The 26487-nt window shown below is 60.5% G+C and carries 23 protein-coding genes and 2 pseudogenes; 11 read left to right on the top strand and 14 right to left on the bottom strand.

Annotation, left to right across the window (positions count from 1 at the left end):
- Positions 1-441: 441 nt before the first annotated feature.
- Both H8F23_RS23995 and H8F23_RS24000 read right to left on the bottom strand, forming a co-directional pair.
- On the bottom strand, positions 442-894 hold the full coding sequence (locus H8F23_RS23995; protein WP_194936030.1) for a DMT family transporter: 453 nt from the start codon (positions 892-894) through the stop codon (positions 442-444).
- A gap of 3 nt (positions 895-897) precedes the next feature.
- Positions 898-1383 (bottom strand): DMT family transporter, encoded by a 486-nt coding sequence (locus H8F23_RS24000; protein ID WP_095051024.1) that lies wholly within the window; start codon positions 1381-1383, stop codon positions 898-900.
- Between the two features lie 113 nt (positions 1384-1496).
- Here H8F23_RS24000 and H8F23_RS24005 point away from each other — a divergent pair, with 113 nt between their 5' ends.
- Positions 1497-2432: a LysR family transcriptional regulator gene (locus H8F23_RS24005; RefSeq protein ID WP_127929071.1), complete on the top strand. Its 936-nt coding sequence runs from the start codon at positions 1497-1499 to the stop codon at positions 2430-2432.
- A 208-nt stretch (positions 2433-2640) separates the two neighbouring features.
- Here H8F23_RS24005 and H8F23_RS29385 read toward each other — a convergent pair whose 3' ends face one another.
- The 3 genes and pseudogenes from H8F23_RS29385 to H8F23_RS24015 form a co-directional block, all read right to left on the bottom strand.
- A complete protein-coding gene (locus tag H8F23_RS29385; protein ID WP_371748313.1) occupies positions 2641-3462 on the bottom strand; it encodes a methyl-accepting chemotaxis protein in 822 nt (273 codons plus the stop codon).
- Positions 3463-3546: 84 nt separating this feature from the next.
- Positions 3547-4323, bottom strand: a pseudogene (locus H8F23_RS29390) (cache domain-containing protein); the annotation flags it as partial.
- Between the two features lie 198 nt (positions 4324-4521).
- Positions 4522-5838: a Na+/H+ antiporter family protein gene (locus H8F23_RS24015; protein ID WP_194936034.1), complete on the bottom strand. Its 1317-nt coding sequence runs from the start codon at positions 5836-5838 to the stop codon at positions 4522-4524.
- A gap of 1398 nt (positions 5839-7236) precedes the next feature.
- On the opposite strand from H8F23_RS24015, the pseudogene H8F23_RS29395 reads away from it, so the two are divergent.
- Positions 7237-7383, top strand: a pseudogene (locus H8F23_RS29395) (HAMP domain-containing protein); the annotation flags it as partial.
- A 102-nt stretch (positions 7384-7485) separates the two neighbouring features.
- Positions 7486-8241: a methyl-accepting chemotaxis protein gene (locus H8F23_RS29400; RefSeq protein WP_371857720.1), complete on the top strand. Its 756-nt coding sequence runs from the start codon at positions 7486-7488 to the stop codon at positions 8239-8241.
- A gap of 338 nt (positions 8242-8579) precedes the next feature.
- Here the strand turns inward: H8F23_RS29400 and H8F23_RS24025 are convergent, their stop codons facing one another.
- From H8F23_RS24025 to H8F23_RS24040, 4 genes are read right to left on the bottom strand one after another with little or no spacing between them, the layout of a single operon-like run.
- The gene (locus tag H8F23_RS24025) at positions 8580-9893 is read right to left on the bottom strand and encodes a sensor histidine kinase (RefSeq protein WP_194936037.1); all 1314 of its coding nucleotides are present in this window, start codon (positions 9891-9893) and stop codon (positions 8580-8582) included.
- Positions 9890-10558, bottom strand: a complete 669-nt coding sequence (locus H8F23_RS24030) for a response regulator transcription factor (protein WP_007915592.1) — start codon at positions 10556-10558, stop codon at positions 9890-9892. Before H8F23_RS24030 ends, H8F23_RS24025 begins: the two co-directional genes overlap by 4 nt.
- Positions 10559-10561: 3 nt before the next feature.
- Positions 10562-10873 (bottom strand): PepSY domain-containing protein, encoded by a 312-nt coding sequence (locus H8F23_RS24035; RefSeq protein ID WP_095050577.1) that lies wholly within the window; start codon positions 10871-10873, stop codon positions 10562-10564.
- On the bottom strand, positions 10873-11181 hold the full coding sequence (locus tag H8F23_RS24040) for a PepSY domain-containing protein (protein ID WP_194936038.1): 309 nt from the start codon (positions 11179-11181) through the stop codon (positions 10873-10875). The genes H8F23_RS24035 and H8F23_RS24040 overlap by 1 nt, the downstream gene beginning before the upstream one ends.
- Before the next feature lie 244 nt (positions 11182-11425).
- On the opposite strand from H8F23_RS24040, the gene H8F23_RS24045 reads away from it, so the two are divergent.
- The 7 genes from H8F23_RS24045 to H8F23_RS24075 all read left to right on the top strand — a co-directional run bounded on the left by H8F23_RS24045 (position 11426) and on the right by H8F23_RS24075 (position 19373).
- Positions 11426-12505 carry a patatin-like phospholipase family protein gene (locus H8F23_RS24045; protein ID WP_194936039.1) on the top strand — a complete coding sequence of 360 codons (1080 nt, stop codon included), beginning with the start codon at positions 11426-11428 and terminating at the stop codon, positions 12503-12505.
- An 85-nt stretch (positions 12506-12590) separates the two neighbouring features.
- Positions 12591-12947 (top strand): 6-carboxytetrahydropterin synthase QueD, encoded by a 357-nt coding sequence (gene queD, locus H8F23_RS24050; RefSeq protein WP_007955941.1) that lies wholly within the window; start codon positions 12591-12593, stop codon positions 12945-12947.
- Positions 12948-13094: 147 nt separating this feature from the next.
- Positions 13095-13907, top strand: coding sequence for an alpha/beta fold hydrolase (locus H8F23_RS24055; protein ID WP_194936040.1), 813 nt, complete (start codon positions 13095-13097; stop codon positions 13905-13907).
- Positions 13908-14148: 241 nt separating this feature from the next.
- Positions 14149-15420 carry a cytosine permease gene (codB, locus tag H8F23_RS24060; RefSeq protein WP_194936041.1) on the top strand — a complete coding sequence of 424 codons (1272 nt, stop codon included), beginning with the start codon at positions 14149-14151 and terminating at the stop codon, positions 15418-15420.
- 15 nt (positions 15421-15435) lie between these two features.
- Positions 15436-16671: a cytosine deaminase gene (gene codA, locus H8F23_RS24065; protein ID WP_194936042.1), complete on the top strand. Its 1236-nt coding sequence runs from the start codon at positions 15436-15438 to the stop codon at positions 16669-16671.
- A gap of 196 nt (positions 16672-16867) precedes the next feature.
- The gene (locus tag H8F23_RS24070) at positions 16868-18439 is read left to right on the top strand and encodes a glucan 1,4-alpha-maltotetraohydrolase domain-containing protein (RefSeq protein ID WP_194936044.1); all 1572 of its coding nucleotides are present in this window, start codon (positions 16868-16870) and stop codon (positions 18437-18439) included.
- A 286-nt stretch (positions 18440-18725) separates the two neighbouring features.
- Positions 18726-19373, top strand: a complete 648-nt coding sequence (locus H8F23_RS24075) for a carboxymuconolactone decarboxylase family protein (RefSeq protein ID WP_194936045.1) — start codon at positions 18726-18728, stop codon at positions 19371-19373.
- Positions 19374-19427: 54 nt separating this feature from the next.
- On the opposite strand, the gene H8F23_RS24080 is transcribed toward H8F23_RS24075, so the two are convergent.
- A complete protein-coding gene (locus H8F23_RS24080) occupies positions 19428-20408 on the bottom strand; it encodes a diaminopimelate epimerase (RefSeq protein WP_194936046.1) in 981 nt (326 codons plus the stop codon).
- 236 nt (positions 20409-20644) lie between these two features.
- Between H8F23_RS24080 and H8F23_RS24085 the strand changes: the two genes are divergently transcribed.
- Positions 20645-21796: an MFS transporter gene (locus H8F23_RS24085; protein WP_093433835.1), complete on the top strand. Its 1152-nt coding sequence runs from the start codon at positions 20645-20647 to the stop codon at positions 21794-21796.
- Positions 21797-21884: 88 nt separating this feature from the next.
- Here the strand turns inward: H8F23_RS24085 and H8F23_RS24090 are convergent, their stop codons facing one another.
- The 4 genes from H8F23_RS24090 to H8F23_RS24105 all read right to left on the bottom strand — a co-directional run bounded on the left by H8F23_RS24090 (position 21885) and on the right by H8F23_RS24105 (position 26407).
- Positions 21885-24311: a TonB-dependent siderophore receptor gene (locus H8F23_RS24090; RefSeq protein ID WP_194936047.1), complete on the bottom strand. Its 2427-nt coding sequence runs from the start codon at positions 24309-24311 to the stop codon at positions 21885-21887.
- Between the two features lie 98 nt (positions 24312-24409).
- The gene (locus H8F23_RS24095) at positions 24410-25393 is read right to left on the bottom strand and encodes a FecR family protein (RefSeq protein ID WP_194936048.1); all 984 of its coding nucleotides are present in this window, start codon (positions 25391-25393) and stop codon (positions 24410-24412) included.
- A gap of 40 nt (positions 25394-25433) precedes the next feature.
- The gene (locus H8F23_RS24100) at positions 25434-25925 is read right to left on the bottom strand and encodes a sigma-70 family RNA polymerase sigma factor (protein WP_099756744.1); all 492 of its coding nucleotides are present in this window, start codon (positions 25923-25925) and stop codon (positions 25434-25436) included.
- 104 nt (positions 25926-26029) lie between these two features.
- Positions 26030-26407 (bottom strand): cytochrome c, encoded by a 378-nt coding sequence (locus tag H8F23_RS24105; protein WP_194936049.1) that lies wholly within the window; start codon positions 26405-26407, stop codon positions 26030-26032.
- Positions 26408-26487 lie beyond the last annotated feature (80 nt).

Consider the following 26487-nt stretch of genomic DNA (forward strand, 5'->3'; position numbering starts at 1 on the left):
TCAAACGCCGAACACCCCACGCTCTTCACCACTCAATAGGCCGAGTGTCAGCTCGCCTGCTCTTGATCTTGATCCACGGGCGACGTCGGAAGGCTGAGTGGAGGGATTGATCCGGGCGTGGGAGCGCAGCGACCGTTTGGCGCAGCCAAACACAGCGAGAGGAGGTGCAGCGAAGCAAACCGTAGGCGCTGCGCCCGGATCGATCCCGCAGCGAAGGAACCCCGAGCCTCAGCGAGCGGGCCGCACGTAGGAGCAAGCGTTTTTTTGCTTACTTTTTTTAGGCGTTTGTAAAAAAAGTGAGTCGCCGTCAGGGCGAAACCCTAAGCAGCCGTTACCGCAGCAATGGATATGTACTCAACCCAGGTCAACCCAGATCAACCCAGGTCAACCCAGGTCACCCCAGATCAACCCAGGTCACCCAGGTCACCCAGGTCACCCAGGTCACCCAGCCTGACGCGAACTCCGATACATAAACACCAAAGCCAACCCCAAACACCCCATCGCCAAAATTCGACTAGAAGAAAGCTCAATCGCCGGATTCCCCAGCCAGCCAAAATTATCAATCAACATCCCCATCCCCAACTGCCCGACAATCACCGCCACCGTCGCCACAGCCGTCCCCACCACCGGCACCGCCCCGACCATCACCATCATGTAGACCACGCCAAACAGCGCCCCGGTCAACTGCCACTTCGGCACCTGCAAAAGACTCACCGCATGCGCCGGCTCAAAAAACAAAATCAACAACCCGGTCGACACCGCACCGACAACGAATGTCAGCAAACTACTGCGCAACACCCCGACGCTCTCACCCAAACGCCCGTTGATCGCCGCCTGCACACTCAACACCGCACCGGCCAGCACCACCACCGCCAACAAAATAACCAGACTCATCACTCACCCCCGCGCAATCAAAACAAGTGCCGCCACAATCAACCCCAACGCCAGCCACCGCTCGGCATTGACCTTCTTGCGCGTCGCGCCGAACCAGCCGAAATGGTCGATCAACACACTCTTGCCGACCTGCCCGGACAAAATCGCGATCATGGTCATGGCAATGCCGATATGCGGCGTCGCCAACGTCAGCACCACTACATACATCGGCCCCAGAAACCCGCCAATCAACTGCCAGCGCGGCAGATCCGTCAGTGCCGGGCCTTTTTGCGGACCGGCGAACAACAGCAGTAAAAACAGAATCGCCGAGCCGACGCCAAAGATGCTCAAAGTCGCCCACAGATGCCCGACCTGCACACCCAACGGCCCGAGCAACCCCGCCTCCACCGACAACCCCATGCCCGCGAGAATTACCAGCGGCAGCAGCAACAAGCGCAACCCTGATTTCGTCGCCGGTGCACTGACACTCACCTCATCCAACGTCTGCATAAACCAAATCCCGCTCACATAAACGATGGCGCGGATTATCGACTGGCGAAGCTGTGCGATAAATGGGAGCATCCTGACAACACTTTTGCGTAACTCGCACAGCGGGATGATCCATGCACGGTCTCAACGAACTCGGATTCAAGGCACTGCGGTTGTTTGTGGCCGTGCTCGACCATGGCAGTTTTTCCGAGGTAGCCCGCCGCGAAGGCGTGGCGCCCTCCTCGATTTCCCGGCAGATCCAGTTGATGGAACAGGCGCTGAATCAGCAATTGCTCTACCGCCACACCCGCGCCGTGACGCCGACCGAAGCCGGACGCATGCTCGGTCACCATGCGCGACTGGTGCTGGTGCAACTGGAGGAAGCCGAACAGGCGCTGCAGGAACAGCAAAGCGAACCCACCGGCCTGGTGCGCATCAACGCCCCGGTAGTATTCGGTCAGCGCCATCTGACGCCGTGGCTGGGGAAGTTGTGCGCGCGATATCCGAAGCTGCAACTGGATATCCAGCAGACCGACCATTACGTCGACCCGCTGCAAGAAGGCGCCGACCTGTTGTTCCGCATCGGCCCGCTGCACGATTCGAGTATGCAGGCACGGATCCTGGCGCCGCACCGCTTTCAGGTCGCGGCCAGCCCGGCGTATCTCAAACGCCACGGCACACCGCAAAAACCCGAAGATCTCGCGCAACACCAATGCCTTGCCTACAAAGGCGCGACCGGCCAACAGCGCTGGTTTTTCCGTCGTGATGGTGAGGACTGGACGCCGTACTCGGTGAAAGGCCCGATCACTGGCAACCACGCTGACACCCTCACCCAAGCCGCCGAGCAAGGCCTGGGGCTGGTGATGTTTCCGTCATGGCTGATTGGCGAAGCGGTGCGCGACGGCACGCTGGTGCCGGTGCTGGGGGAGTATCAGGTGTCGAACAGCCTGGAGCCGCAGCAGATTGCGGTGTTGTGGCCGGGGAGCCGCAGGTTGTCGGTGAAGGTGCGCACGGTAATTGATTTCTTTGTCGAATGTTTTGGTGAAGTGCCCTACTGGGATAGACCTTGAGTCTTTGAAGATCAAAAGCCCCTCACCCTAGCCCTCTCCCGGAGGGAGAGGGGACTGACCGAGGTGTCTCGCGTCATCCATCGACCGGAAAGATTCAGTCGATTATGGATTCAGTAAAGCTGTTTCAGGTCGGCGTAGTTCCATAGCATCCCCCAATCAGTCCCCTCTCCCTCCGGGAGAGGGTTAGGGTGAGGGGCTTTTCAGGCTGTCAGATCCGGAACTGCCCGACCAGTTTGCCCAGGCGCTGCCCCAGCTCCGCCAAACTACGCGAAGTCTGCGCGCCCAACTGCGTTTCATCGGCCACGCTGTCCACCGCCACCGCAATCTGATGCACGCTGCGGTTGATCTCCTCCGCCACCGCCGTCTGCTCTTCCGCCGCACTGGCAATCTGCGCGTTCATCGAGTTGATCGTCGCGATCAACTCGGCCATTGCATCCAGCGAAGCCCCGGCCTGATTGGCCTGCTGTGAAGTGCCGTCGCCCGCCTCACTGGAACGACGCATGGCTTCAACCGCTTGCTGCGTACCTGCCTGCAAACGATCGATCATCCCCTGAATTTCCTGCGTGCTGATCTGCGTACGGCTGGCCAGCGCCCGCACCTCATCCGCCACCACGGCAAAACCACGTCCGGCCTCACCAGCCCGCGCCGCTTCAATCGCGGCGTTGAGCGCCAGCAGGTTGGTCTGCTCGGCGATCGAACGAATCACCCCGAGTACGCCGACAATCGATGTCACGTCTTGCTGCAGGCTGTCCAGCGACACGCCGCTGCTGCGGATGTCATCGACCAGCGCATGAATCTGCTTGATGCTGCCGGCCACCACGCGTTTGGCGCTCTGGCCTTCTTCGTCGGTCTGCTGAGCGGCGACGGCGGCGTTCTGCGCGCTCTTGGCCACTTCCTGCGCGGCGGCAGACATCTCGTTGATCGCCGTGGCAACCTGATCGGTCTCATGGCGCTGACGCTCCATCGCCTGATCCGAACGCTGTGCCTGATCCGACACCTGCGTCACCAGACCGGTCAGTTGCGTGGTCATCTCGGTGATCTGCCGCACCAGACCATGAATCTTGTCGACGAAACGGTTGAACGAGCCCGCCAGTTCGCCAAGTTCATCCTGGCTGGTGATGTTCAGGCGACGCGTAAGGTCGCCCTCACCCGCTGCAATGTCGTCAAGGTTGGCTTTCATCAGGGTCAACGGACGCAAAATGGTATTGGCCAGCAGCATCCCCGCCGCCGCGATCACCAACAGCACCACCACCGCCACGCCGACGATGCTCAGCACCACGCCTTGCATACGTTCCTGCACCTGCGCTTCGACCAGCGCCACTTGCGCTTCGATGCCGTCGAGGTTGACCGACGTACCGACGGCCATGTCCCACTTGGCGAGGTATTCGGTGTAACCGAGTTTCGGCACCAACACCTGCGCATTGCCCGGCAGCGGCGAGCTGTATTGCAGATAGTGCGTGCCGTCCTTCGCCACACTGACCAGGCCACGGTTGACGTAAACGCCATTCGGGTCGCGGTTGTCCTTGAAGCTTTTGCCCACGCCTTCGGGGTCGTTGGCTTTGAACAGGCGCACGGTCTCGGAGTCGTAGCCGAAGAAGTAGCCGTCCTTGCCGTAGCGAATCCCCGAAAGCAACTTGATCGCCTGCGCCCGCGCCTCAACGTCACCCGGCGCGGCCGCGTCGTACAGCGGCTTGATCGTGGTCATGGCCACGGCGACGTAGCTTTGCAGAGTGGCTTTGGCATCGCCGAGCAGACGCTCGCGGGTCTGTTCGACCTCTTTGTGCGCTTGCTCCTGGAGGATGAACAGCGTGGTCAGGCTGATGACCAGGGCAAAGAGCAACACCGGGAGAACGGCGAGGGAGAGGACTTTAGCCTTGAGGCTCAGGCGCATTGTGGGGGCTCACTCTTTTGGTTTTATTGGCGTGGTTAAAGGCTTTAACGGCACGTCATTACAAAAGTTGAGCAAAGGGATTACCCCATTCCCCTGTGGGAGCGAGCTTGCTCGCGAAGGCGTCGTGTCAGTCAACCATTAAGTCGCTGATACACCGCTTTCGCGAGCAAGCTCGCTCCCACAGGAGATCGGCAAGATTCAGAGGACCATCGCGGCCACCCAGCCGAACGCCAGCAACGGCAGGTTGTAATGCAGGAACGTCGGCACCACGGTGTCCCAGATGTGGTGATGCTGGCCGTCGATGTTCAGGCCGGAGGTCGGGCCGAGGGTCGAATCCGACGCTGGCGAACCGGCGTCGCCCAACGCACCGGCGGTGCCGACGATGCAGACAATAGCGATCGGGCTGAAGCCCAGTTGCACGCACAGCGGCACGAAAATCGCCGCCAGAATCGGCACCGTGGAAAACGACGAACCGATGCCCATGGTTACCAGCAACCCGACCAGCAACATCAGCAACGCGCCGACGCCCTTGCTGTGATTGATCCACGACGCCGACGACTCGACCAGGGTCTGTACCTCACCGGTAGTCTTCATCACCTCGGCAAACCCGGAGGCGGCGATCATGATGAAGCCGATCATCGCCATCATCTTCATGCCCTCGGTGAAGAGGTCATCGGTCTCGCGCCATTTCACAATGCCCGACACCGAGAAGATCAGAAAACCGACCAGCGCCCCGATAATCATCGAGTCCAGCAGCAGTTGCACGATGAACGCTGCGGCAATCGCCACGAGGGCAATCATCAGGCTCAACGGGTTGTACTGCACCGCAACCTGCTCGACCTGCTCGATTTTCGCCAGGTCGTACACGCGCCGTTTGCGATACGTGATGAACGCCATCGCCAGGCCGAAGACCATGCCCAGCGCCGGAATGCCCATGGCGTGGGTGACATTGATACCGCTGATGTCGACACCGCTACGGGCAACGTTGGCCAGCAGGATTTCATTGAGGAAGATGTTGCCGAAGCCCACCGGCAGGAACATGTACGGCGTGATCAAACCGAATGTCATGACACAGGCGATCAAGCGGCGGTCGAGTTGCAGCTTGGTCAGTACATAAAGAAGCGGCGGCACCAAGAGCGGAATGAACGCAATGTGGATCGGCAGAATGTTCTGCGAGGCAATCGCCACCACCCACAACAGGCCAATCAGCAGCCATTTGACGCTGCCACCGCCGGTCGCATGTTGACGGTCAACCATCGCCAGCGCTTTGTCGGCCAAGGCGTGGGCCAGGCCGGACTTGGCAATCGCCACGGCGAAAGCGCCGAGCAACGCGTAGGACAACGCCACCGTGGCGCCGCCACCCAGACCGCTGTTGAACGCCTTGAGCGTGGCATCGATGCCCAGGCCACCGGTCAGGCCGCCGACCAGTGCGCCGACGATCAGGGCGATCACCACGTGCACGCGGGACAGGCTGAGTATCAGCATGACGCCAACCGCCGCTATGACTGCATTCATTTCACTTCCTCGAAAAACACTGCGATGGAAAACACATCGCCAGACAGAATGAGTCCGCCAACGGAATACCGGCGGATTTGCAAAGAGGGTCTTATTAGAAGGGCGCGCACTGTGCCGCAGAGTGGCCGCAGTGTCAAAGCGAGCGGGCGATTTCGGGTGCGGCAATCCGTCATATTGTGTTTCAACGATAAAGAAAGCCGATTTGCGGCCGTTACAGTGCAAAGTCTCAGATATTTATCGAATAAGGACGTCTCCATGTCGCTCAGACAACTTTCCATCCAATGGAAAATCACCCTGCTCGCCGGCCTCTGCCTGGCCGGTATCGTGACCCTGTTGGTAGGTCTTTCGCTGTATCGCATGGAGCACAGTTCTGAACTGGTGAAAGCTTCGAGCATGGAAATGCTCACCGAGTCGGCGCAGGCGCGCATCGAATCGCAAGGGGAAGTGCAGGCGGCCGGCATTCGCCAGCAGTTCATGGACGCCTATCAGTACGGTCACGGCTTCTCGCGGCAGGTACTGTTTCTGCGCGAGCAGGCCGAGAAGCGTTTCCTCGATGCCTTCGACCTGCGCGAAGACATGACCCGTCAGGTCAAATCCGCGCTGCAAGCCAACCCTGACCTGCTCGGCCTGTCGCTGGTATTCGAAGCCAACGCGCTGGACGGCAAGGATGAACTGTTTGCCGGTCAGGCTGAACTCGGCAGCAACGACAAGGGCCGTTTCGCCCTGTACTGGTCGCAACCGACTCCGGGCAAAGTCACCTCGATGGCCCTGCCGGAAAGCGACATGGCCGACACCAGCACCGGTCCCAGCGGTCAAGCGGCCAACGCCTGGTTTACCTGCCCGCGCGCCACGCTCAAGCCGTGTGTGATCGAACCGTACTTCTATGTGATCGACGGGCAAAACGTGCTGATGACCAGCATCGTTTTCCCGCTGATGGTCAACGGCAAAGTCATCGCCTCGCTGTCGGTCGACATCAACCTCAACAGCCTGCAAGCGATCAGCCAAGGTGCAAGCAAGAAGCTCTATGACGGCCAGACCGCCGTGAGCATCATCAGCCCCGCCGGCCTGCTCGCCGGTCACAGCCCGGATGCCGGCAAACTCAGCCAGCGCCTGGATGCCGTGGACAAGGTCAGCGGCGCCGAACTGCTGAGCAAACTGGCTTCCAGCACCAGCGTCAGCAGCCTGCACAGCAACGGCCAGCTGAAAGTGCTGTCGCCGTTCCAGCCGATTCCCGGCGGCCCGTCGTGGGGCGTACTGCTGGATGTGCCGGAAAAAGTCCTGGTCAGCCGTGCCGAAGCGCTCAAGCAACAACTGGACGCGAGCAACAACTCGGGCACGCTGATCGAGTTGGGCCTCGGCGTGCTGGCCGCGTTGATCGGCCTGCTGCTGGTGTGGCTGATGGCACGCAGTGTGACCAGACCGATCCTCGGTGTGGCGCACATGCTTGAAGACATCGCCAGCGGCGAAGGTGATCTGACCCGCCGTCTGGCCTATGACAAAAAGGACGAACTCGGTCAATTGGCCGGTTGGTTCAACCGCTTCCTCGACAAGTTGCAGCCGATCATCGCCGAAGTAAAACGCTCGGTGCAGGACGCGCGCAACACCGCGGACCAGTCCTCGGCCATCGCCACCCAGACCAGTGCTGGCATGGAACAGCAATACCGTCAGGTCGATCAGGTCGCCACCGCGTCCCACGAGATGAGCGCCACTGCACAAGACGTCGCCCGTAGCGCCGCGCAGGCTGCCGAGGCCGCCAAGGATGCTGATCGCGCTACCCGTCAGGGCCTGACCGTGATCGATCGCACCACGGCGAGCATCGACACCCTCGCTGCCGACATGAGTGCGGCGATGGTGCAAGTCGAAGGGCTGGCGGCCAACAGCGAGAAAATCGGCGCGGTGCTGGAAACCATTCGCGCCATCGCAGAACAAACCAACCTGCTCGCGCTCAACGCCGCGATCGAAGCGGCGCGTGCTGGTGAAGCCGGACGTGGATTTGCCGTGGTCGCCGATGAAGTCCGCAACCTCGCCCGCCGCACGCAAGAGTCGGTGGAAGAAACCCGTCAGGTGATCGAACAACTGCAAACCGGCACGCAGGATGTAGTCGGTTCGATGGGCAACAGCCACCGCCAGGCTCAGGGCAGTGTCGAACAAGTCGGCCAGGCGGTGACTGCGCTGCGTCAGATCGGCGATGCGGTGACGGTGATCAGCGACATGAACCTGCAGATCGCCAGCGCCGCTGAAGAGCAGAGTGCAGTGGCCGAGGAGATCAATAACAACGTGGCGACGATCCGTGATGTGACCGAGTCGTTGTCCGGGCAGGCGAATGAGTCGGCGCGGGTGAGCCAGTCGCTCAATAGCCTGGCGAATCAGCAGCAGAGTTTGATGGATCAGTTTCGGGTGTGATGCGAAGGTTGCGGGGTGTCAGTTGGATGCCCCCCTCACCCCAGCCCTCTCCCCCCAAGGGGGCGAGGGGGAAAGGGAGCCGATCTCCATGTTATTCAGAACCTGAGTTCGACTCGGTATTGCAGATCACGGGAAGGCTTTCAAAACCTGAGTTCGACTCGGTTTCCATGTCACCGGAAGGCTTTCAAAACCCGAGTTCGACTCGGTATCTCATGTCACCGGAAGGCTTTCAAAACCCGAGTTCGACTCGGTATCTCACGTCGGCGTACCTCGAACAAACAACGCGGTCAGTCCCCTCTCCCTCCGGGAGAGGGTTAGGGTGAGGGGCTTCTAAAGGCTCACCGCCGAGGCAACTCGATCACCACCTTCAACCCGCCCCACTCACTCTCGCCCAACACCAGCAACCCGCCCCAAGTCTCGACAATATCGCGGACAATCCCCAGCCCCAGGCCATGCCCGTGGGTCTGCTCATCCAGCCGCGTGCCCCGGCTGAACACCTCAGTGCGCTGCTCTTCGGGAATCCCCGGGCCGTCATCTTCCACGCTCAGGGCGAATCCATCCGTACGTTCAATCACACTCAGACGCACCTCGGCGTCCGCCCACTTGCAGGCGTTGTCCAGCAAGTTGCCAAGCAGTTCGAGCAAATCCTCGCGATCCCACGGCAGTTGCAATCCCGCTGGCGCGACATAACTCAAGGCCAGATGCTCGCCGTGAATCATGTTCAGCGTCGCCAACAATCCCGGCAGTTCCGCATCGCAATCAAACAACGCACCCGGCAGCGCATCACCGGACAGCCGTGCACGGTTCAACTCGCGGTTGAGCCGTTGCTGCACCTGCTCCAACTGTTCCTTGAGCACCTTGCGTAACTCGGGATGCGCATCGAGTTTTTCGCTGGAGGCCAGACTCAACAACACCGCCAGCGGCGTTTTCAACGCGTGCCCGAGATTGCCCAAAGCATTGCGTGAACGCTTGAGGCTGTCTTCAGTGTGCGCGAGCAAATGGTTGATCTGCGCCACCAACGGCTCGAGTTCCACCGGCACCTGATCATCCAGTTGCGAACGCTGGCCCTGCTGCAATTGCGCGATCTGTTCGCGAGCTTTTTCCAGCGGTTTCAAGGCGCGGCGCACGGTCAATCGCTGCAAAAACAAAATCAACAACAACGCCGCCAGACCCAGGCCGAGGCCGATCTGGCGCATGCGCTGGAAGCTCTCGCGCACCGGCGTGTAATCCTGCGCGACACTGATCGAAATCGACTGGCCCAGGCGCCGATAATCCGAGCGCAGCACCAGCAACTGCTGACCGTCCGGCCCCAGTTGCAGATTGCTGTGTAACCCGGGATGGTCGAGCAGCGGCAGGTCCTGATCCCACAACGAGCGTGAACGCCAGTGGCTGTCGGCAAAATCGATACGGAAGTAGTGCCCGGAAAACGGCCGCTGATAGGCCGGGGACAGATGTCTTTCATCCAGTTGCAGCCCCTGCGGGCCGCGCACCAGCGCCACCAGCAAACTTTCACTGTCGTTGCGCAGGCCGGCTTCGAGATAACGCTGCAAACCCACTTCGAACAACCACAGACTGGTTTGCGCCACCACCACACCGACGACCACCATCACGCTGATCAGACCCAGGCTCAAGCGGCGCTGGATCGACCTCACGAAGCTTGTCCGCCAAACAGGTAACCCTGGCCGCGACGGGTTTCGATCACGCTTTTGCCGAGCTTGCGCCGCAGGTGGTTGACGTGCACTTCGAGGACGTTGGAATCACGCTCGGTTTCACCGTCGTAGAGGTGTTCGGCGAGGTGGCTTTTGGAGAGAATCTGCTCCGGGTGCAGCATGAAATAACGCAGCAGACGGAACTCGGCGGCGGTCAGTTGAATATCGGCGCCATCGCGAACCACGCATTGCCGACCCTCGTCCAGATGCAGACCGGCCGCCTGCAATGTCGGCTGATTGGCCTGGCCTTTGGAGCGGCGCAGCAGCGATTGAATGCGCAGTTGCAGCTCTTCGGGGTGGAACGGTTTGGTCAGGTAATCGTCGGCACCGGCCTTCAGGCCTTCGATGCGCTCGGCCCAGGAATCGCGCGCCGTGAGAATCAGCACTGGAATCGCCAGACCGCCGGCACGCCATTGCGCCAGCACCTCAAGCCCCGGCACGCCTGGCAGGCCGAGGTCGAGAATGATCAGGTCATAGGGCTCGCTACTGCCCTGATACAACGCATCACGACCGTCCGCCAGCCAATCGACCGCGTAACCTTGCCGTTGCAGGCCGGCGAGCAATTCGTCGGCCAGCGGTACGTGGTCTTCCACCAAAAGCAAACGCATCGATCAATCTTCCTTGTCTTTCACAAGTTCGCCGGTATCGGCCTTCAAGTGCAGCTCACGGGCGACACCTTCGACGGTCAGCAACTCGACTTCATAAATGTAGACGTCGTGTTTTTCTTCCAGCTCGACTTCCAGCAGTTTTGCGCCGGGATAGCGGTCCAGCGCCTGCTGCAGCACTTGCTCCAGCGGCAGGATCACGCCCTTCTCACGCAGACTCAGGGCCTCGTCCTGATCGAGGTCGCGCGCCATCGCGGCCGAGCAGAAAATCACCAGCGCCAATGCCGTACGGCTGGTGGCGCGAACATTAACCTTCATTACTTATCCTGATGATCCTTGAGAACCTGCCCAGTCACCGCGTCTAATTCCAGATCCCAATCGACGCCCTGCGGATCGCGCATTTCGATCTGGTAGATGTACTTGCCGTACTCTTCTTCCAGCTCGGTTTCAGTGATCGTCGAACCCGGGTGTTTGGCCAACGCGGCGGCGTTGAGCTTCTCGAAGGAGACGATAGTACCAGCGTCGCGCAGACGCAGGGCTTCGTCAGGGCCGAGATCGCGGGCATGGGCGAGGCTGGCAGTGAAACCGATAATCGAGGCAATGGACAGGGCAGTCAGGGTTTTCATGGTGTCTCCATATTTTTATGTGTTGCTTACGGTGGGCACCTTAGCGGGATGAACTTAACTGAAACTGAATTGCCATCATTGCTCTGACTCAACACACAACCCTGTAGGAGTGAGCCTGCTCGCGATAGCGGTGTATCAGACCGATCATTATTCAATGACACACCGCTATCGCGAGCAGGCTCACTCCTACAAGGTTTTGTAACATGTGCTTATAATTGTTCGCTTGCTAACGATCGAGACCGGTATGACCGCCATCCACATCAAATTCCCCGCCCTCACCCTCAAGGCCGGCCCGCGTGCCATGGCGCGCATTCGTGCGCAAGGCCTGAACGCTGCCGACGTCGGCACCCTGCCCGGCGCCGCCGGTGGACCGAAGGCGTTGGGAATTCAAGGGCTGGATCTGGCGCTGTTCGGTGAATGGCTGCCCAGCGCGCCGCGCGAGCGTTCGCTGATCGGCGCCTCGGTCGGTTCCTGGCGTTTCGCCAGCGCTTGCCTGCCGGACGCCGCCGAAGGCATCCGGCGCCTCGGTCATCTGTACGCCGAGCAGAACTTCAACAAAGGCGTGACCATGGCCGAGATCAGTCAGAGCTCGCAGCGCATGCTCAATGACCTGCTCGACGGCCGCGACGCGAGCATCCTCGACAACGCGCATTACCGCCTGAACATCATGGTGGTGAAAAGTCAGGGGCGCCTGGCTGATGACCATCGCGGTCGCCTCGGTCTGGCGCTGGGTTCGGTGATCGCCGACAACTTGCGTGGTCGCTCGCGCCTGTCGCGACACTTCGAACGCCTGATCGTCCACGACCCACGCCTGGCCCCGCCGGTGAATGCGCTGAACGACTTCCCGTCGCGCTTCGTCGCCCTGAATGCCAGCAACCTGCGTCAGGCCCTGCTCGCCTCGGGTTCGATCCCGATGGTCATGGAAGGTGTAAGGGATTTGCCGGGCGCCGGCGCGGGTACGTTCCGCGACGGCGGTCTGCTCGACTATCACCTCGACCTGCCCTACAGCGGTGACGGCATCGTGCTCTATCCGCACTTCACCGACCGGGTCATTCCAGGCTGGTTCGACAAGACCCTGCCATGGCGCAAGGCCTCGGTGGAGCGCTTGCAGGACGTGCTGCTGCTCGCGCCGTCGAAGGAATATCTGGCGCGCCTGCCCTACGGCAAATTGCCTGACCGCAACGACTTCAAACGCTTCATGGGCGATGCAGCGAGCCGGCAGAAATACTGGCACGCAGCGATGGACGAGAGCCGCCGCCTGGGCGATGAATTTCTTGAACTGACTGCCAATGGTCGCCTCGCCGAGCGCTTGCTGACCCTTTAGTCAGCACGGTCAAACACAAGCTGATAAACTCGCCGCCTGCCCGAATCGCTGCGGCGAACGCCATCTGAACAGAGCCGAAAATACCGTGGAAATCTTCAAAGAGTTTACTTTCGAATCCGCCCACCGCCTGCCGCACGTCCCGGACGGCCACAAGTGCGGGCGTCTGCACGGTCACTCGTTCAAAGTGGCGATTCACCTCAGCGGCGATCTCGATCCGCATACCGGCTGGATCCGCGATTTCTCCGAGATCAAGGCGATTTTCAAACCGCTGTACGAGCGTCTCGACCACAACTACCTGAACGACATTCCCGGTCTGGAGAACCCGACCAGTGAAGTGCTGGCCAAATTCATCTGGAATGAATTGAAGCCGTTGCTGCCGGAACTGAGCGCGATCCGTATTCACGAGACGTGCACCAGCGGTTGCATCTATCGCGGTGAATAATCCGATCCAGAAATCACCGCTTATCCCTGTGGGAGCGAGCTTGCTCCCACAGGGATAAGCGGCGTGTCAGTGAATGAATAAACAGCCTTCACGGCTGTTTTTTTACGCCTATGCTTTTTGGCTCCCACCCGCCAAGAGGACAGGCCCATGACAGACTGGCTGCTGGATCAGGTCTTTGACTTCAACGGCCGACAGGTCCGCTACGCCGTGCGCGGCGACGGCCCGCCGCTGGTGTTCGTGCATGGCACGCCGTTTTCGTCATACGTGTGGCATCGGATCGCACCGCACTTTTTCGCCACGCATCGGGTGCACTACTTCGATCTGCTGGGCTACGGGCGCTCCGAGCAACCCGACGCCGACGTCTCCCTCGGCGTGCAAAATCAACTGCTGGCGCAACTGCTCGATCACTGGAATCTGCAACGCCCGGACGTCGTCGCCCACGACTTCGGCGGCGCCACCGTGCTGCGCGCACATCTGCTCAACGGCAGGGATTACCGCAGCCTGACCCTGATTGATCCGGTCGCGCTGACACCGTGGGGTTCGCCATTCGTGCAGCACGTGCGTCAGCATGAAGCGGCGTTTAGTGGCATCCCCGACTACATTCAGCGCGCCATCGTGCCGACCTATATTCGCGGGGCGATTCACCGGGATATCCCCGACGACGAACTCGCACCCTATTTGCAGCCGTGGCTGGGCGATCCGGGGCAAGCGGCGTTCTATCGGCAGATTGCGCAGATGGATGAGCGCTATACCCGTGAAGCAGAAAGCCTGTACCCGACGATCCGTTGCCCGGTACAGATTCTCTGGGGCGAGCAGGATCAGTGGATTCCCATCGAGCGTGGCCGCGCGTTACAGCAGATGATCCCGGGGTCACGATTCCACCCGATTGCCAACGCCGGACACCTCGTCCAGGAAGACGCCCCCGAAGCCATCGTCGCCGCCCTGCTGCGCTTCCTCTGAGCCAACACCTATCCACCTGTAGGAGCTGCCGAAGGCTGCGATCTTTTGATTTTGCTTTTTAAAACAAGAGCAAAAGATCGCAGCCTTCGGCAGCTCCTACATTGGGGCTCCGGTGTATTCAGGTGCACTGTTTTCGCGCTTGCCGACGCGACTCGTCTATACATAACCGGCGCCATCCGGCATTTGGCACGACCACTGCAACCCTCCCCCGCGTCTCCTCCACTCCAGCAAGGACCGCCCCATGACGCAGAACGATCCAGGCAACGATTACCCCCTCAGCGAAGTCCCCATGCATGCACGCAAAGGCCTGGCCTCGACGGCGATGGTGCTGCTCGGTTTCACGTTTTTCACCGCAACCATGTTTGCCGGCGGCAAGCTTGGCGTGGCGTTCAGTTTCGCCGAGATGATGGCGGTGATCGTCGTCGGCAACCTGCTGCTCGGCCTATATGCGGCGGGCTTGGGTTTTATCGCCTTCAAAAGTGGCCTCAACTCGGTGTTGATGGGCCGCTTCTGCTTCGGCGAAGTCGGCAGCAAGCTCAGCGACCTGATCCTCGGTTTCACCCAGATCGGCTGGTACGCCTGGGGCACGGCGACGGCTGCCGTGGTGATCGGTAAATATTTCAATCTCGAAGAAAGCACGGTACTCGGCCTGATGGTGCTGTTCGGTCTGCTGTTCTGCGCCACGGCCTACGTCGGTTATCGCGGGCTGGAAATCCTCTCGTACATCGCCGTGCCGGCGATGATGTTGTTGCTCCTGCTGTCGATGTGGGTGGCGACGGTGAAAGTTGGCGGGTTCGACGGCTTGCTCAGCGTCGTGCCGACGGGCTCGCTGGACTGGTCGACGGCAATCACCCTGGTGTTCGGCACCTTCGTCAGCGGCGCCACGCAGGCGACCAACTGGACACGCTTCTCGCGCTCGGCGCGGGTCGCGGTACTGGCCAGCCTGATCGGATTTTTCATCGGCAATGGCCTGATGGTGCTGATCGGTGCGTATGGCGCCATCGTCTACCAACAGCCGGACGTGGTTGAAGTGCTGCTGTTGCAAGGGTTCGCCATGGCCGCGATGGCCATGCTGTTGCTGAACATCTGGAGCACCCAGGACAACACCATCTACAACTTCGCCGTCGCCGGTTGCAATCTGCTGCGCACTGGCCGACGCAAGACCGTGACCCTCGCTGGCGCGGTGATCGGCACCCTGCTCGCTCTGCTGGGCATGTACGACATGCTGGTGCCGTATCTGATTCTGCTCGGCACGGTGATTCCGCCGATTGGCGGGGTGATCATGGCGGACTTCTTCTTCCGTTGGCGCGGGCGTTATCCGCGCCTGGCCGACGCACGGTTGCCGGCGTTCAACTGGCCGGGACTTGGGGCCTATGCGGTGGGTACCGTTGCCGCGTTCAGCTCGCCGTGGGTCGCGCCGCTGGTAGGGATCGCCGCTGCCGCGCTAACGTATGTCATCGTCACCGGCGTGCTCGGCGCTCGCAGCGCAACCGCGCCACTACAAGACTTATAAAAAAGGATTCGCCTGATGCACATCATCAACGCCCGTTTACGCAACCAGGAAGGTTTGCACGAGTTGCACCTTGAAGACGGTCTGATCCGCAGCATCGCCCGGCAGACCGAAGCGCCGACCCTCGGCCCGGATGACCTCGACGCCGGCGGCAATCTGGTGGTGCCGCCCTTCGTCGAACCACACATTCACCTCGACGCCACCCTCACCGCCGGCGAACCGCGCTGGAACATGAGCGGCACACTGTTCGAAGGCATCGAGTGCTGGGGCGAGCGCAAGGTCACCATCACCGAAGAAGACACCAAGACCCGCGCCAAGAAAACCATTCAAGCGCTGGCCGCTCACGGCATCCAGCACGTGCGCACCCACATCGACGTTACCGACCCGCAACTCACCGCGCTCAAAGCCATGCTCGAAGTGCGCGAGGAAAGCCGTCACCTTATCGACCTGCAAATTGTCGCGTTCCCGCAGGAAGGCATCGAGTCGTTCCGCAACGGTCGCGAATTGATGGAAGAAGCGATCCGCATGGGCGCGGACGTGGTCGGCGGGATTCCGCATTTCGAGTACACCCGCGATCAGGGCGTCAGTTCGGTGAAGTTTCTGATGGACCTGGCCGAGCGCACCGGTTGCCTGGTCGACGTGCATTGCGACGAAACCGACGACCCGCACTCACGCTTCCTTGAAGTACTCGCCGAAGAGGCGCGCAGTCGCGACATGGGCGCGTTGGTCACCGCTAGCCACACCACGGCGATGGGTTCCTACGACAACGCCTACTGCGCCAAACTGTTCCGCTTGCTTGGCCATTCCGGGATCAGTTTTGTCTCGTGCCCGACCGAAAGCATTCACCTGCAAGGGCGCTTCGACAACTTCCCCAAACGCCGGGGCGTGACCCGCGTGAATGAGCTGCTCGAAGCCGGCATGAACGTGTGTTTCGGTCAGGATTCCATCGTCGATCCGTGGTATCCGCTGGGCAACGGCAACATTCTGCGAGTGCTCGAAGCCGGGCTGCACATCTGCCACATGCTCGGTTACCGCAACCTGCAAAGTGCGCTGGATCTGGTCACCGACAACAGTGCCAAAGCGATGCACCTGGGTGAGCGTTACGGCCTGGAACAGGGGCGTCCGGCGAATCTGCTGATTCTGTCGGCGGACAGCGATTACGAGGTGATCCGCAGTCAGGGCTTGCCGCTGTATTCGATTCGCGGTGGCAAGGTGTTGATGAAGCGGCAGATGCCGGTGGTGGAGTTTGCCTGAGGTCCCGACATCGGCGTCCCTGGGGCGCCGACTGGCACTCTTCAATAAAGAACGCTTGATCGATCGTGTGCAAGGTTATGGTTGGCGAGACTTTTATCGCCAAATAATCGAGCAAACCTGTCAGATCTGACAGGCGACACACGCTACGAACAGACTCACAGTGTCCTCTGGAATCAACAGATTCAGGAGGACAACCATGAAGCGCCTTTTACTGTTCACCCAGGTTTTATGGCTTTGCCTGACGCTAGGTGTGACCTTCGCGACGAACGCCACGATGCGAAATGGCAGCGGCGAAGAAATCATGCTCCAGGGCTTTCACTGGAATTCCAGCCGTAATGCCGTAGCGTGGTACTCCGTTCTTGCACAACACGCGTCCACGATCAGCAGCGACGGGTTCACGCTGATCTGGTTGCCACCCGTCTGGACTGACACCTCCAGCTGGAGCGAACCGACTGGCAAATCCGGTGGTGGCGAGGGCTATTTTTGGAGCGGCTTCGACAAAAACAGCCGTTATGGCAGCGATCAACAACTCAAACAGGCCGCGGCGGCACTCAACACTGCCGGTGTCAAAGTCGTGTACGACGTGGTGCCCAATCACATGAATGACGAAAGGGTCAACCAGTCCATGTTTCCCCGAGGGCGCAATGAATGGCGCCATGATTGCCTCCAGTGTGATGAGGGCGATGCATTCATGGATGGCACGGCAGACCTGAATACCGCCGACCCCAAGGTTTTCAATGCGTTCAAGAACGAATTCATCAATTTGCGTGACAACTATGGTGCCCAGGGCCTGCGCTTCGATTTCGTTCGAGGTTACGCCCCGGAGACAATCGACCGCTGGATGAACGCTTTTGGCAGCCAGCAGTTCTGCGTCGGGGAAAACTGGAAAGGCCCCGACGAATATCCGCAAGGTGACTGGCGCCGTTCAGCCAGTTGGCAGGATGTACTCAAGGACTGGTCTGATCGTTCGCACTGCGCGGTGTTCGATTTTGCTCTCAAGGAACGCATGCAAAATGGCTCAATCGCCCAATGGCGCCACGGCCTGAATGGCAATCCGGACCCTGCCTGGCGTGCGATTGCGGTAACGTTCGTTGACAATCATGACACCGGCTATTCGCCCGGCGCCAATGGCGGCCAACATCATTGGGCGCTGCCCGATCCGCTGGTCAATCTGGCTTACGCCTATATCCTCAGCAGCCCCGGAACGCCGACGGTCTATTGGCCGCATATGTACGATTGGCAGCGCGACCAGCTGATCCGGCAACTCATCAAACTTCGCAAACATGCTGCTATCCGGGCCGACTCGCCTATCCGCTTCAACACCCAGTATTCGGGGCTGGTGGGGACCACTTCAGGAGCGCGTGGCACGCTGGTGATAGCGCTCAAATCCGACCTGCAACGATTGCCCGAAGGCATGGGGGTACCGACGCTGACCTGGGACAACGGTGATATTCGCATCTGGAGCACACCCGTGCAGGCTGCAGCAGTCAACATTAGCCTTCATTGCGACAATGCTAACCCGCAATCCGGTGAAGGGGTTTACGCCGTTGGCTCATCACTGGAGCTGGGGGCGTGGGATCCGCTGCACGGGATTGCGCTGACTTCCGCCGGCAATCGCTGGAGCACGAACATCGAAGTACCAGGGCAGCAGGCGCTCGAATGGAAATGCGTTGTGCGCGGACAGAATGGTTCGCCGGTCTACTGGCAACCCGGCCCGAACAATTCGTTCACCAGCGGCGATGTCAGCGACACAGCCGGACGTTTTTGATTAAGACTTGTCGGCGCTCACCCTGCACACGCTGGCAAGGTACTCGCCTGCGAATACTGATCGGGCATCGACACAGCTGGAGTCTTTGCGATTGAACTCCCCCTTTTAAGCGCAATTCGGGCATCCGTAAACTGTAAGAACTAACAGGTTCGCGCCCGCAAACATTGAGCTAAGGTGTGAAGGCCGCCATCGCAACGGGCCGTCCCCCTCCCGGATGTACGCTTTTTCATGCTGAAGTTCGTGCGTAGTTGATCAGCCGCCATCCTCATTTGCTTGAGGATTTTTCATGAACAACAAACCTTCGCCCATGGCCACGCTGTACCACGAAGGCCGACATATCTTTACCGGACTTGTACCCGATGGCGGCGCTCGACTAGATGCGCTGTTTCACACCGTGCCCGCCCTGGGCGAGTTGGCAGTGGGTGTGGTTTACGGGCATTTGCATGCGCGCCCCGGCCTCGATCCGCGTTTGCGTGAAGCAGTGTCGTTTGCTGCAATCGTCGCCTCGGGGATGGTCGGCCCGCCGCTGAGTGTGCACTTAAAGACAGGCTTGGCCTCGGGGTTGGCGCCCGGTGAAATGACCGAAGTGCTGTTGCAGGCGTCGGCATTCGCGGGGTTTCCTCGGGCGGTCAGCGCGGCGGAGCAACTCAATCGACTGTTCGAGGAAGCCGGCCTGACCTCACCGCCCGCACCGACACCCCGTGAAATCGCGCTGTCCTTCTGTGAGCAAGTGCGCGCCGGGCATGCACCGATTCCTGTCAGTGCAGCGGTCAAACGCCAGTTGAAACATGCGGGGCGACTGGCGGTGCAGGCCAGTTCGGCGCAATCGGTGCTGGTTGAATGCTTTGAGGATGAACCGTCGCCACTGGCACTGCTGCGGTTGACGGTACAGGGTGATCAGGTGATGTCGGTGACTTTGTTCAAGGCTCACTGACGGGCTAACTCTGAGGGCCTCATCGCTGGTAAGCCAGCAATGGCGGTTTTGAACTCAGTCCATCAACCGCGCCGTACCGAACAGTCTGACACGCAGCAATTCTCCGTGCGCTTCTTCGAGCAAAATCGGCGCCGTACCTCCGGGCATGACCACTTGCACTTCTCCTGCGGCAACCCAACCCACCCGCCATGCCGCGCACGCTACCGCACTCGCGCTGGTGCCGGATGAGGCCGTCGGCCCTTCGCCACGTTCGAACACACGGGCAAGGATTGTTTGCGACGACTCTAGCACCGCCCATTGCAGATTGACGCCGGCCGGGCATGGGTCACCGGCACCAGCGGGTATGGCGTAGGCAATTTGGGTCAACCCTTCGCTCAGCGGCGATTCACGCATCTGCTCATTGCTTGGCAATTCCGCGGCGTCACCCAGCAGCGTGACGCAATGCGGATTGCCAATGCGCACGAATTGGCTATGTGCCCAGTCGGGATCAAGTTGTGCCAAGGGCTGGACGTGGCTTACGTCCCGAGCATTGAACTCAATGCCTTGAACCGTCTGCGCAGCGACCGCATCCGGTCCGAATCGCGGTTGACCGAGATCAAGCCAGAAACCTTCAACGCCTTCGACTTCGGCCGGTTTCACCGAGGTCTCCACGGCGTCACCCTTGTCGTGATGCACGCGCAACAACGCGCCCTCCTCCGGCATCAAGCCTTGCTCGGTCAGCGCTTGCGAGAAAATCGTCAGGCCATTGCCGCTGCGCTCGGCGAGGGTGCCGTCGGTGTTGACGATCAACACGTCGAATGGCGGCGATGTCTGGAACGGGCCGATCAGCAGGCCGTCGCTGCGGTGGGATTTGCTGTTTGTCGGGCGTTGGCCTTCGGGCCAGTCACAGCAGAGTTTGATTGCCGCTGCGCTCCAAGAGTGACGCGCAGAGGCGCATTCAGTGGCGCTGACGGGCAAAACAATGCCCGCGTCGCGCAGTGCCTGGGGCGAAATCACACCATAGATATTGCCGCGCGCATCGTAGAATTGCGTCATCAACCTGAGTCCCTGCTACCGAAGAATCCCACTGTAAACCGAATCCCCTGTAGGAGTGAGCCTGCTCGCGATAGCGGTGTATCAGGCAAAAAAATATTGACTGACAAGCCGCTATCGCGAGCAGGCTCACTCCCACAGGGTAGGATGTCGTCTGCACGTCCCCGAGCATCGGCGATCGAACCTCGTCGCCGTATCACTGTCCTTCGGGGACGCGAAGTTTTTTGCCAAGGATCGATATGACCAGCCTCAACCCCCAAGACACTTTCGTCCCCGGACGCCTGCAACAGATGTCCACGCGCATCGCCTTTTTCATCGCTGGCCTCGGCATCGCCGCGTGGGCGCCCTTGGTGCCTTACGCCAAGGCGCGCGCCGGACTGGATGAAGGCACGCTGGGGTTACTTTTGTTGTGCCTGGGGGTCGGTTCGATTCTGGCGATGCCGCTGGCCGGGATTCTCGCCACGCGCTTCGGCTGTCGGCGCGTCGCCACCGGCGGCACGTTGTTGATCTGCGCGGCGCTGCCGTTACTGGCCACGGTGTCGTCGATACCGGCGCTGATCGCCACGCTGTTCATGTTCGGCGCCGGCCTGGGCACGGTGGATTCGACCGTAAACCTGCAAGCGGTGATCGTCGAACGCGCCAGCGGCAAGAACATGATGTCGGGTTTTCACGGCTTGTTCAGTCTCGGCGGGATCGTCGGCGCGGCGGGTGTCAGCGCCCTGCTCGGCCTCGGCTTGACGCCGCTGGCGGCGATGTTGGTAGTGGTCGTGGTATTGATCGCGGCGCTGTTCAAGTGCGTTCCGCACATGCTGCCTTACGGCAGTGAAAGCTCTGGGCCGGCGTTCGCCATCCCCCACGGCATCGTGCTGTTTATCGGCGGGATGTGTTTCATCGTCTTTCTCACCGAAGGCGCGGCGCTGGACTGGAGCGCGGTGTTTCTGGCGCAGGAGCGCGGGATCGACACGGCGTACGCAGGGCTGGGTTATGCGGCGTTTGCATTGACCATGACGGCCGGACGTTTGATGGGTGACCGGATTGTGCGGATGGTCGGTGCAACACGGATCATTTTGTTTGGTGGTCTGTTGGCAGCGGCCGGCCTGTTTCTGGCGACATTCGCGCCAAGCTGGGAAGCGGCGCTGGTCGGTTACGCGTTGGTCGGCGCTGGTTGCTCGAACATCGTGCCAGTGCTGTACACGGCGGTGGGCAAGCAGACGGTGATGCCGGAAAGCATCGCCGTGCCGGCCATTACCACGCTCGGTTATGCAGGGATTCTGGCCGGGCCGGCGGTGATCGGCTTTGTAGCGCATGCCAGCAGTTTGAGCTTTGCCTTTGGCTTGATGGCGGTGCTGTTGGTGGCAGTGGCCATCGGCGGCAAAGTCCTGAAAGTCTGAAGCAAAAGATCGCAGCCTGCGGCAGCTCCTACAGGAACGCATTCCAATGTAGGAGCTGCCGCAGGCTGCGATCTTTTGATCTTATGCTTTAGAAGCCGACACTGGCCTGCACAAAGAACGTCCTCGGCGCGCCGACATACATCCCCGAGTTGTTGTCGCTGGAGCGGGTGAAGTACTGCTTGTCGAAGATGTTCTTCACCCCGGCGCCCAGTTTCAAATTCGACACCTGCGGCCCGAAGTCATAACCCCCACGCACGTTCCAGGTCACGTAACCTGGGATGTCGCCATATTGCCCATCTGCCGTGCCATCGGTGATGTAGTTGCCGTTGAAACTGCCGTCGGCGTTGACACCGGTGCCCGGCGAGCGCTGTTTCGACTGAGCGAAACCGTCGATGTTGTAAGTCCAGCGGTTGATGTCGTAACGCAAACCGACGGTCGCCACCTGACGCGAATAGAACGGCAGATCACGGCCCTTGAAGCCCGGAATCTCGCCTTCATAGGTGGCGCGGGTGTAGGTGAAGCCAGCGTTGGCGGTCAAGCCGTCAAGACGCGGATCCAGCGCCGCCATGTCGTAATGCACCGAGGCCTCGATGCCCTGGTGCTTGGTCGCGCCGAGGTTGGTCCAGCCCACGTCATTGCTGATGTATTGCAGCTCGTCGTCGAAGTCGATGTAGAACAGCGTCACTTCGCCGCCCCACACGTCATCGTTGTAGCGCGTGCCGATCTCGTAGGTCTTGGCCTTTTCCGGCTCCAGACCGTTGGCGGTCTGATCACCCGAGCCGCCCTGGCCGAGCTGGAAATACTGCAGGCTGCCGAACGAGGTTTCGTAGTTGGCGAACAGTTTCCAGGCGTCCGACAGGTGATACATCACGCTCAGCGCCGGCAACGGCTCGTTGCTTTCGATGCTGCGGTTTTTCGCCTGCACCGGTTTGCCGGCGGTGTCGAGCACGGCGCGGTCATGCCAGTCGGTGCTGATGTGTTCGAAGCGAATGCCCGGGGTGATGGTCCAGTTGCCGACGTCGATTTTGTTGTCGAGGTAGACCGAGTTGGCCTCGGTGCCACCCGTGCGGTCCTGGAACACATGGCCGTCGGAGGTCGACGTGAGCACCGGCTGGTTGTTGACCAGCGCCACGCGGCTCGACGATTCGTGCATCGCCTCTTTCAGGTAGCGATAACCGACACTGACTTCCTGCGTGGTCGGGCCGACATCGAATACCCGCGAGACCCGTGGCTCGATGCCCAGGGTGTAATACGAACGCGGATAGGAGCTGAGGGTTTTCTGGTCGCGGGCGGCAATGGTGCTGCCACGGAAACTGTCGGTGTAGTAGGTGAGGATTTCCGCCTGGGTGCGCTCGTCGATCTGGCGGATCCACTTGAACGACACGTCTTTGCGCCGGCCGGTGAATTGGTCGTAGTCCCGCACCGAGTCGTACGGTTTGGCGTCGTACTGCTTCTGTGTCAGACCGCCGGGCATGTCGGCCGTGGCGTCGTAGTAGTGGAAGTTGAGGCTGAAATCGTCCTGATCGGTCGGCGCCCAGTGGGTCTTGAGCAGCACGTCGTCGATGTCGTTGCCGTTGTTGCGCTCGCGGTAGCCGTTACCGTTGACACCCGAATACAGCAACGCCACGCCCATGCCGTTGTCGGCGGTGCCGCCGAGAAACGCGGTGTCGATGTGTTTCCAGCCACCGTACTGGGTGGTTTCCAGCGTGGTGCCGATTTCACCGGTGGCTTTTTCCGGGATCGCGCGGGTGACGAAGTTGATCACCCCGCCAACGTTCTGCGGCCCATAACGCACCGAACCGGCGCCGCGTACCACGTCGATGCTGTCGAGGTTGCCCGAGGAAATCGGCGCCATCGACAGTTGCGGCTGGCCATAGGGAGCGAACGCCGCCGGCACACCATCGATCAACACGGTGGAGCGCGGCGACAGACGCGAGGTCAGACCGCGCACACCGACGTTGAGGGAAATGTCACTGCCGCCGGTGCCGTTGGAGTCCTGCACCTGCACGCCCGGTACGCGCTTGAGCACGTCACTGACGTTCATTGCGCCCTGTTCAACCATTGCTTCGCGGCGGATCACCGTGCGCGCGCCGGGGTGGTTCTGCACCACGGCAGCGTTGGCATCGCCGAGCCAGTCACCGACCACTTTGATGTCGGTCACGCCCAGTTCCAACGGGCCATTGCCGGCGGTGGAGGTTGCGGCAGGCGACAGCGTCACCGAACCTTCGTTGATCTGATAATCCAGACCACTGCCCTGCAGCAATTGGCGCAGCGCCTGCTCCGGGGAGATGTCGCCGTCGACCGCCGGGGCCTGTTTGCCGGCGACCAGATCCGGGCTGAAAAACACTTGCAGCGATGTTTGCTGGCCCAGCTCGCTCAAGGCCTGACCCAGTGGCTGCGCACGGATATGAATGGCTTCACCGGCGAACGCCAGTGGCATGCCAGCATTGACCGCCAGCGCAAGAGCCAGCGGCAGCCAAGGGAATTTTTTGTTGTTGGCAGGGGTGTTTTTCACGTCGTACGTAGTCCTGTGGATCGCAAGAGTGTGCGGCTGTTAATGCAAACCAGTTGCAGTTGAACAGGAAGACGAAGAACTCGAAAAAAACCTGAATTTTATTTTGCGATTATTTCCTGACTGCCATCCGCGAGGGTGCGAACGGCCACCGGCAGGATGCTCGGCAAGGCTTTGAGCAAGGCATCGGTGTTGTCGGATTTGAACACGCTGGTCAGGCGCAGACTGGCCACGTCCGGGTTGGCAACGGTCAGCGGCTTCTCACGATAACGCGACACTTCGGCCGCGACTTCGCTGAGGCTGGCGTTGTTGAACACCAGTTTGCCGCCACGCCACGCCGTCAGTTCCGCCGGGTTCACCGCATAGGCGGCGGCGACTTGGCCTTGGGCATCGACATGAGTGCCGAGGCCGGCAGTCAGGCTGATGAACTGATCATCCGACGCATCACGGCCCTGCACTTTCACCGTACCCTGCTCCACCGCCACGCGGGTTTGCGTGACGTCGCGGCGCACATCGAAACGCGTGCCGGTGACCGTGACCTTGCCGCTACCGGCCTCGACCACGAACGGTCGTGAAGTGTCGTGCGCGACGCTGAACATCGCCTCACCTTCACTTAACTCGATCAGCCGCCGATCCTGTTCAAAGCGCACCTGCAAGCGGCTGCGGCTGTTCAAATCGATCACCGAACCGTCCGGCAGTGCCACATGTTTGCGCTCGCCCAACGCCGTGGCGAACTCGGCGCGATAACCGCCCGGATGATTCAAGCCACTGAACAAGCCCAGGCCGAGCGCCACCGCCAGCACACTGGCGGCCACGGCATAACGTAGCAGCGGACGGCGTTCGCGGCGTGTTGGCGGCGTTTCAGCAAGGGCTCTGAGGCGCGGCGCCGAAAGCAAATCGGCGGCCGACCACAAGCCCTGCAGCAACTGGAATTCGTCACGGTGCTGCGGATGTTCATTCAGCCAGGCGTCGAAGCGCTGCTGCTCGTCGGCCTCAATGGCCGGCTCCTGCAAACGCACAAACCAGCGAGCCGCGTCATCGCGCACCGTTGTTTGCCCGCACGCGCAAGCACGCGTCTCCATCATGGAATGTCCTGTTGGGCTGAAGATGAAACGGGGCAGCGGCTCATGACTGCAACCCGTCGAGGCGATCACGCAGATGGCGCAGGGTGCGGATCATATACTTTTCGACCATGTTCTTGGACAGCCCCAGGCGTTCGGCGATTTCCGCCTGAGTCAGGCCTTCGATCTTCTGCCAGACAAAAATCTTCCGGCAATTGATCGGCAACTCGCTGAGCGCCCGTTCGATGGAATCGGCCAGCTGGATCGCATGCATGTAATGCTCAGGGTCGCCGATTGACGACTCAGTGTGATCGATGTCCTGCGACTCCAAAGCGCCGCGCCGATCCTCACGCCGATAACCGTCGACCGCGATATTGCGCGCGGTCTGGTGCAAGTACGCCCGTGGCTGCTGCACCGCCGCCGAATCCGACTCAAGCACCCGCACAAAGGTGTCGTGCGCCAGATCCTCGGCCTGCGCGCGATTGCGCAGGCGACGAGTCCAGGTGCCGATCAACTCTTCGTAGTGCTCGAAAAAGCCGGGTCTGCGGGGACGCATGGGGGTTTTGGCGGCGTGCTGAGGAAAGGGGCGTGAATAGTAATGCTTCCTATTAAGCCGAAGCAATGGATTCCTCGAACGACCGTCCGGGTCACCTGTGCAGCTCAGCGTTTTATCGAAATCACACCACTCATGTATTCATGCAGATCGCGCAGTTCCTTAACGCTCCAGGCGTGCGGCGGTATTTTTACCCCATTTTCCTTCAGCGTTTTCGGTATCAGGTTGCCGTTCGGGCGAAGGATGATCGACGACACAATCACCCCAGGATATTCATGCAGTCGTTGCTTGAACGCGGAGGTTGTCAGGTCAGGTGTGGGCGGATTGCTTTTGTGCGCCAGCGGCCCTGTTCCTTTGATATCGGCGCCGTGGCACACAGCGCAGCGCTGCACATAGAGGTTTTTGCCGTTGCTGTTATCCGCGAAGGACATGGCTGGTTGAGCGATCAACAGAGCCCCGAGTACAGCGACGAATGCTGTTTTCATTGTTTGCCTCCCTGGCATCTTTAGGTCGCGCATGATGCGCGAGATTTAACGCTTGGCGCAAAACAACGTGGGAGCGAGCT

Source organism: Pseudomonas neuropathica (assembly GCF_015461835.1).
In the GTDB taxonomy this organism is placed as follows: Bacteria; Pseudomonadota; Gammaproteobacteria; order Pseudomonadales; family Pseudomonadaceae; genus Aquipseudomonas; species Aquipseudomonas neuropathica.

Bases quoted from the DNA above. Each gene is read 5' to 3' on its own strand.
- H8F23_RS24080 (WP_194936046.1), bottom strand. From the start codon at position 20,408: ATGACGCAATTCTACGATGCGCGCGGCAATATCTATGGTGTGATTTCG.
- H8F23_RS29385 (WP_371748313.1), bottom strand. From the start codon at position 3,462: ATGACCACGCAACTGACCGGTCTGGTGACGCAGGTGTCGGATCAGGCA.
- H8F23_RS24095 (WP_194936048.1), bottom strand. From the start codon at position 25,393: ATGATGGAGACGCGTGCTTGCGCGTGCGGGCAAACAACGGTGCGCGAT.
- H8F23_RS29400 (WP_371857720.1), top strand. From the start codon at position 7,486: ATGGAACAGCAATACCGTCAGGTCGATCAGGTCGCCACCGCGTCCCAC.
- H8F23_RS24045 (WP_194936039.1), top strand. From the start codon at position 11,426: ATGACCGCCATCCACATCAAATTCCCCGCCCTCACCCTCAAGGCCGGC.
- H8F23_RS24015 (WP_194936034.1), bottom strand. From the start codon at position 5,838: ATGAATGCAGTCATAGCGGCGGTTGGCGTCATGCTGATACTCAGCCTG.
- H8F23_RS23995 (WP_194936030.1), bottom strand. From the start codon at position 894: ATGAGTCTGGTTATTTTGTTGGCGGTGGTGGTGCTGGCCGGTGCGGTG.
- H8F23_RS24070 (WP_194936044.1), top strand. From the start codon at position 16,868: ATGAAGCGCCTTTTACTGTTCACCCAGGTTTTATGGCTTTGCCTGACG.
- H8F23_RS24030 (WP_007915592.1), bottom strand. From the start codon at position 10,558: ATGCGTTTGCTTTTGGTGGAAGACCACGTACCGCTGGCCGACGAATTG.
- codA (WP_194936042.1), top strand. From the start codon at position 15,436: ATGCACATCATCAACGCCCGTTTACGCAACCAGGAAGGTTTGCACGAG.
- codB (WP_194936041.1), top strand. From the start codon at position 14,149: ATGACGCAGAACGATCCAGGCAACGATTACCCCCTCAGCGAAGTCCCC.
- H8F23_RS24075 (WP_194936045.1), top strand. From the start codon at position 18,726: ATGAACAACAAACCTTCGCCCATGGCCACGCTGTACCACGAAGGCCGA.
- H8F23_RS24055 (WP_194936040.1), top strand. From the start codon at position 13,095: ATGACAGACTGGCTGCTGGATCAGGTCTTTGACTTCAACGGCCGACAG.
- H8F23_RS24040 (WP_194936038.1), bottom strand. From the start codon at position 11,181: ATGAAAACCCTGACTGCCCTGTCCATTGCCTCGATTATCGGTTTCACT.
- H8F23_RS24085 (WP_093433835.1), top strand. From the start codon at position 20,645: ATGACCAGCCTCAACCCCCAAGACACTTTCGTCCCCGGACGCCTGCAA.
- H8F23_RS24105 (WP_194936049.1), bottom strand. From the start codon at position 26,407: ATGAAAACAGCATTCGTCGCTGTACTCGGGGCTCTGTTGATCGCTCAA.
- H8F23_RS24035 (WP_095050577.1), bottom strand. From the start codon at position 10,873: ATGAAGGTTAATGTTCGCGCCACCAGCCGTACGGCATTGGCGCTGGTG.
- H8F23_RS24000 (WP_095051024.1), bottom strand. From the start codon at position 1,383: ATGCAGACGTTGGATGAGGTGAGTGTCAGTGCACCGGCGACGAAATCA.
- H8F23_RS24100 (WP_099756744.1), bottom strand. From the start codon at position 25,925: ATGCGTCCCCGCAGACCCGGCTTTTTCGAGCACTACGAAGAGTTGATC.
- H8F23_RS24005 (WP_127929071.1), top strand. From the start codon at position 1,497: ATGCACGGTCTCAACGAACTCGGATTCAAGGCACTGCGGTTGTTTGTG.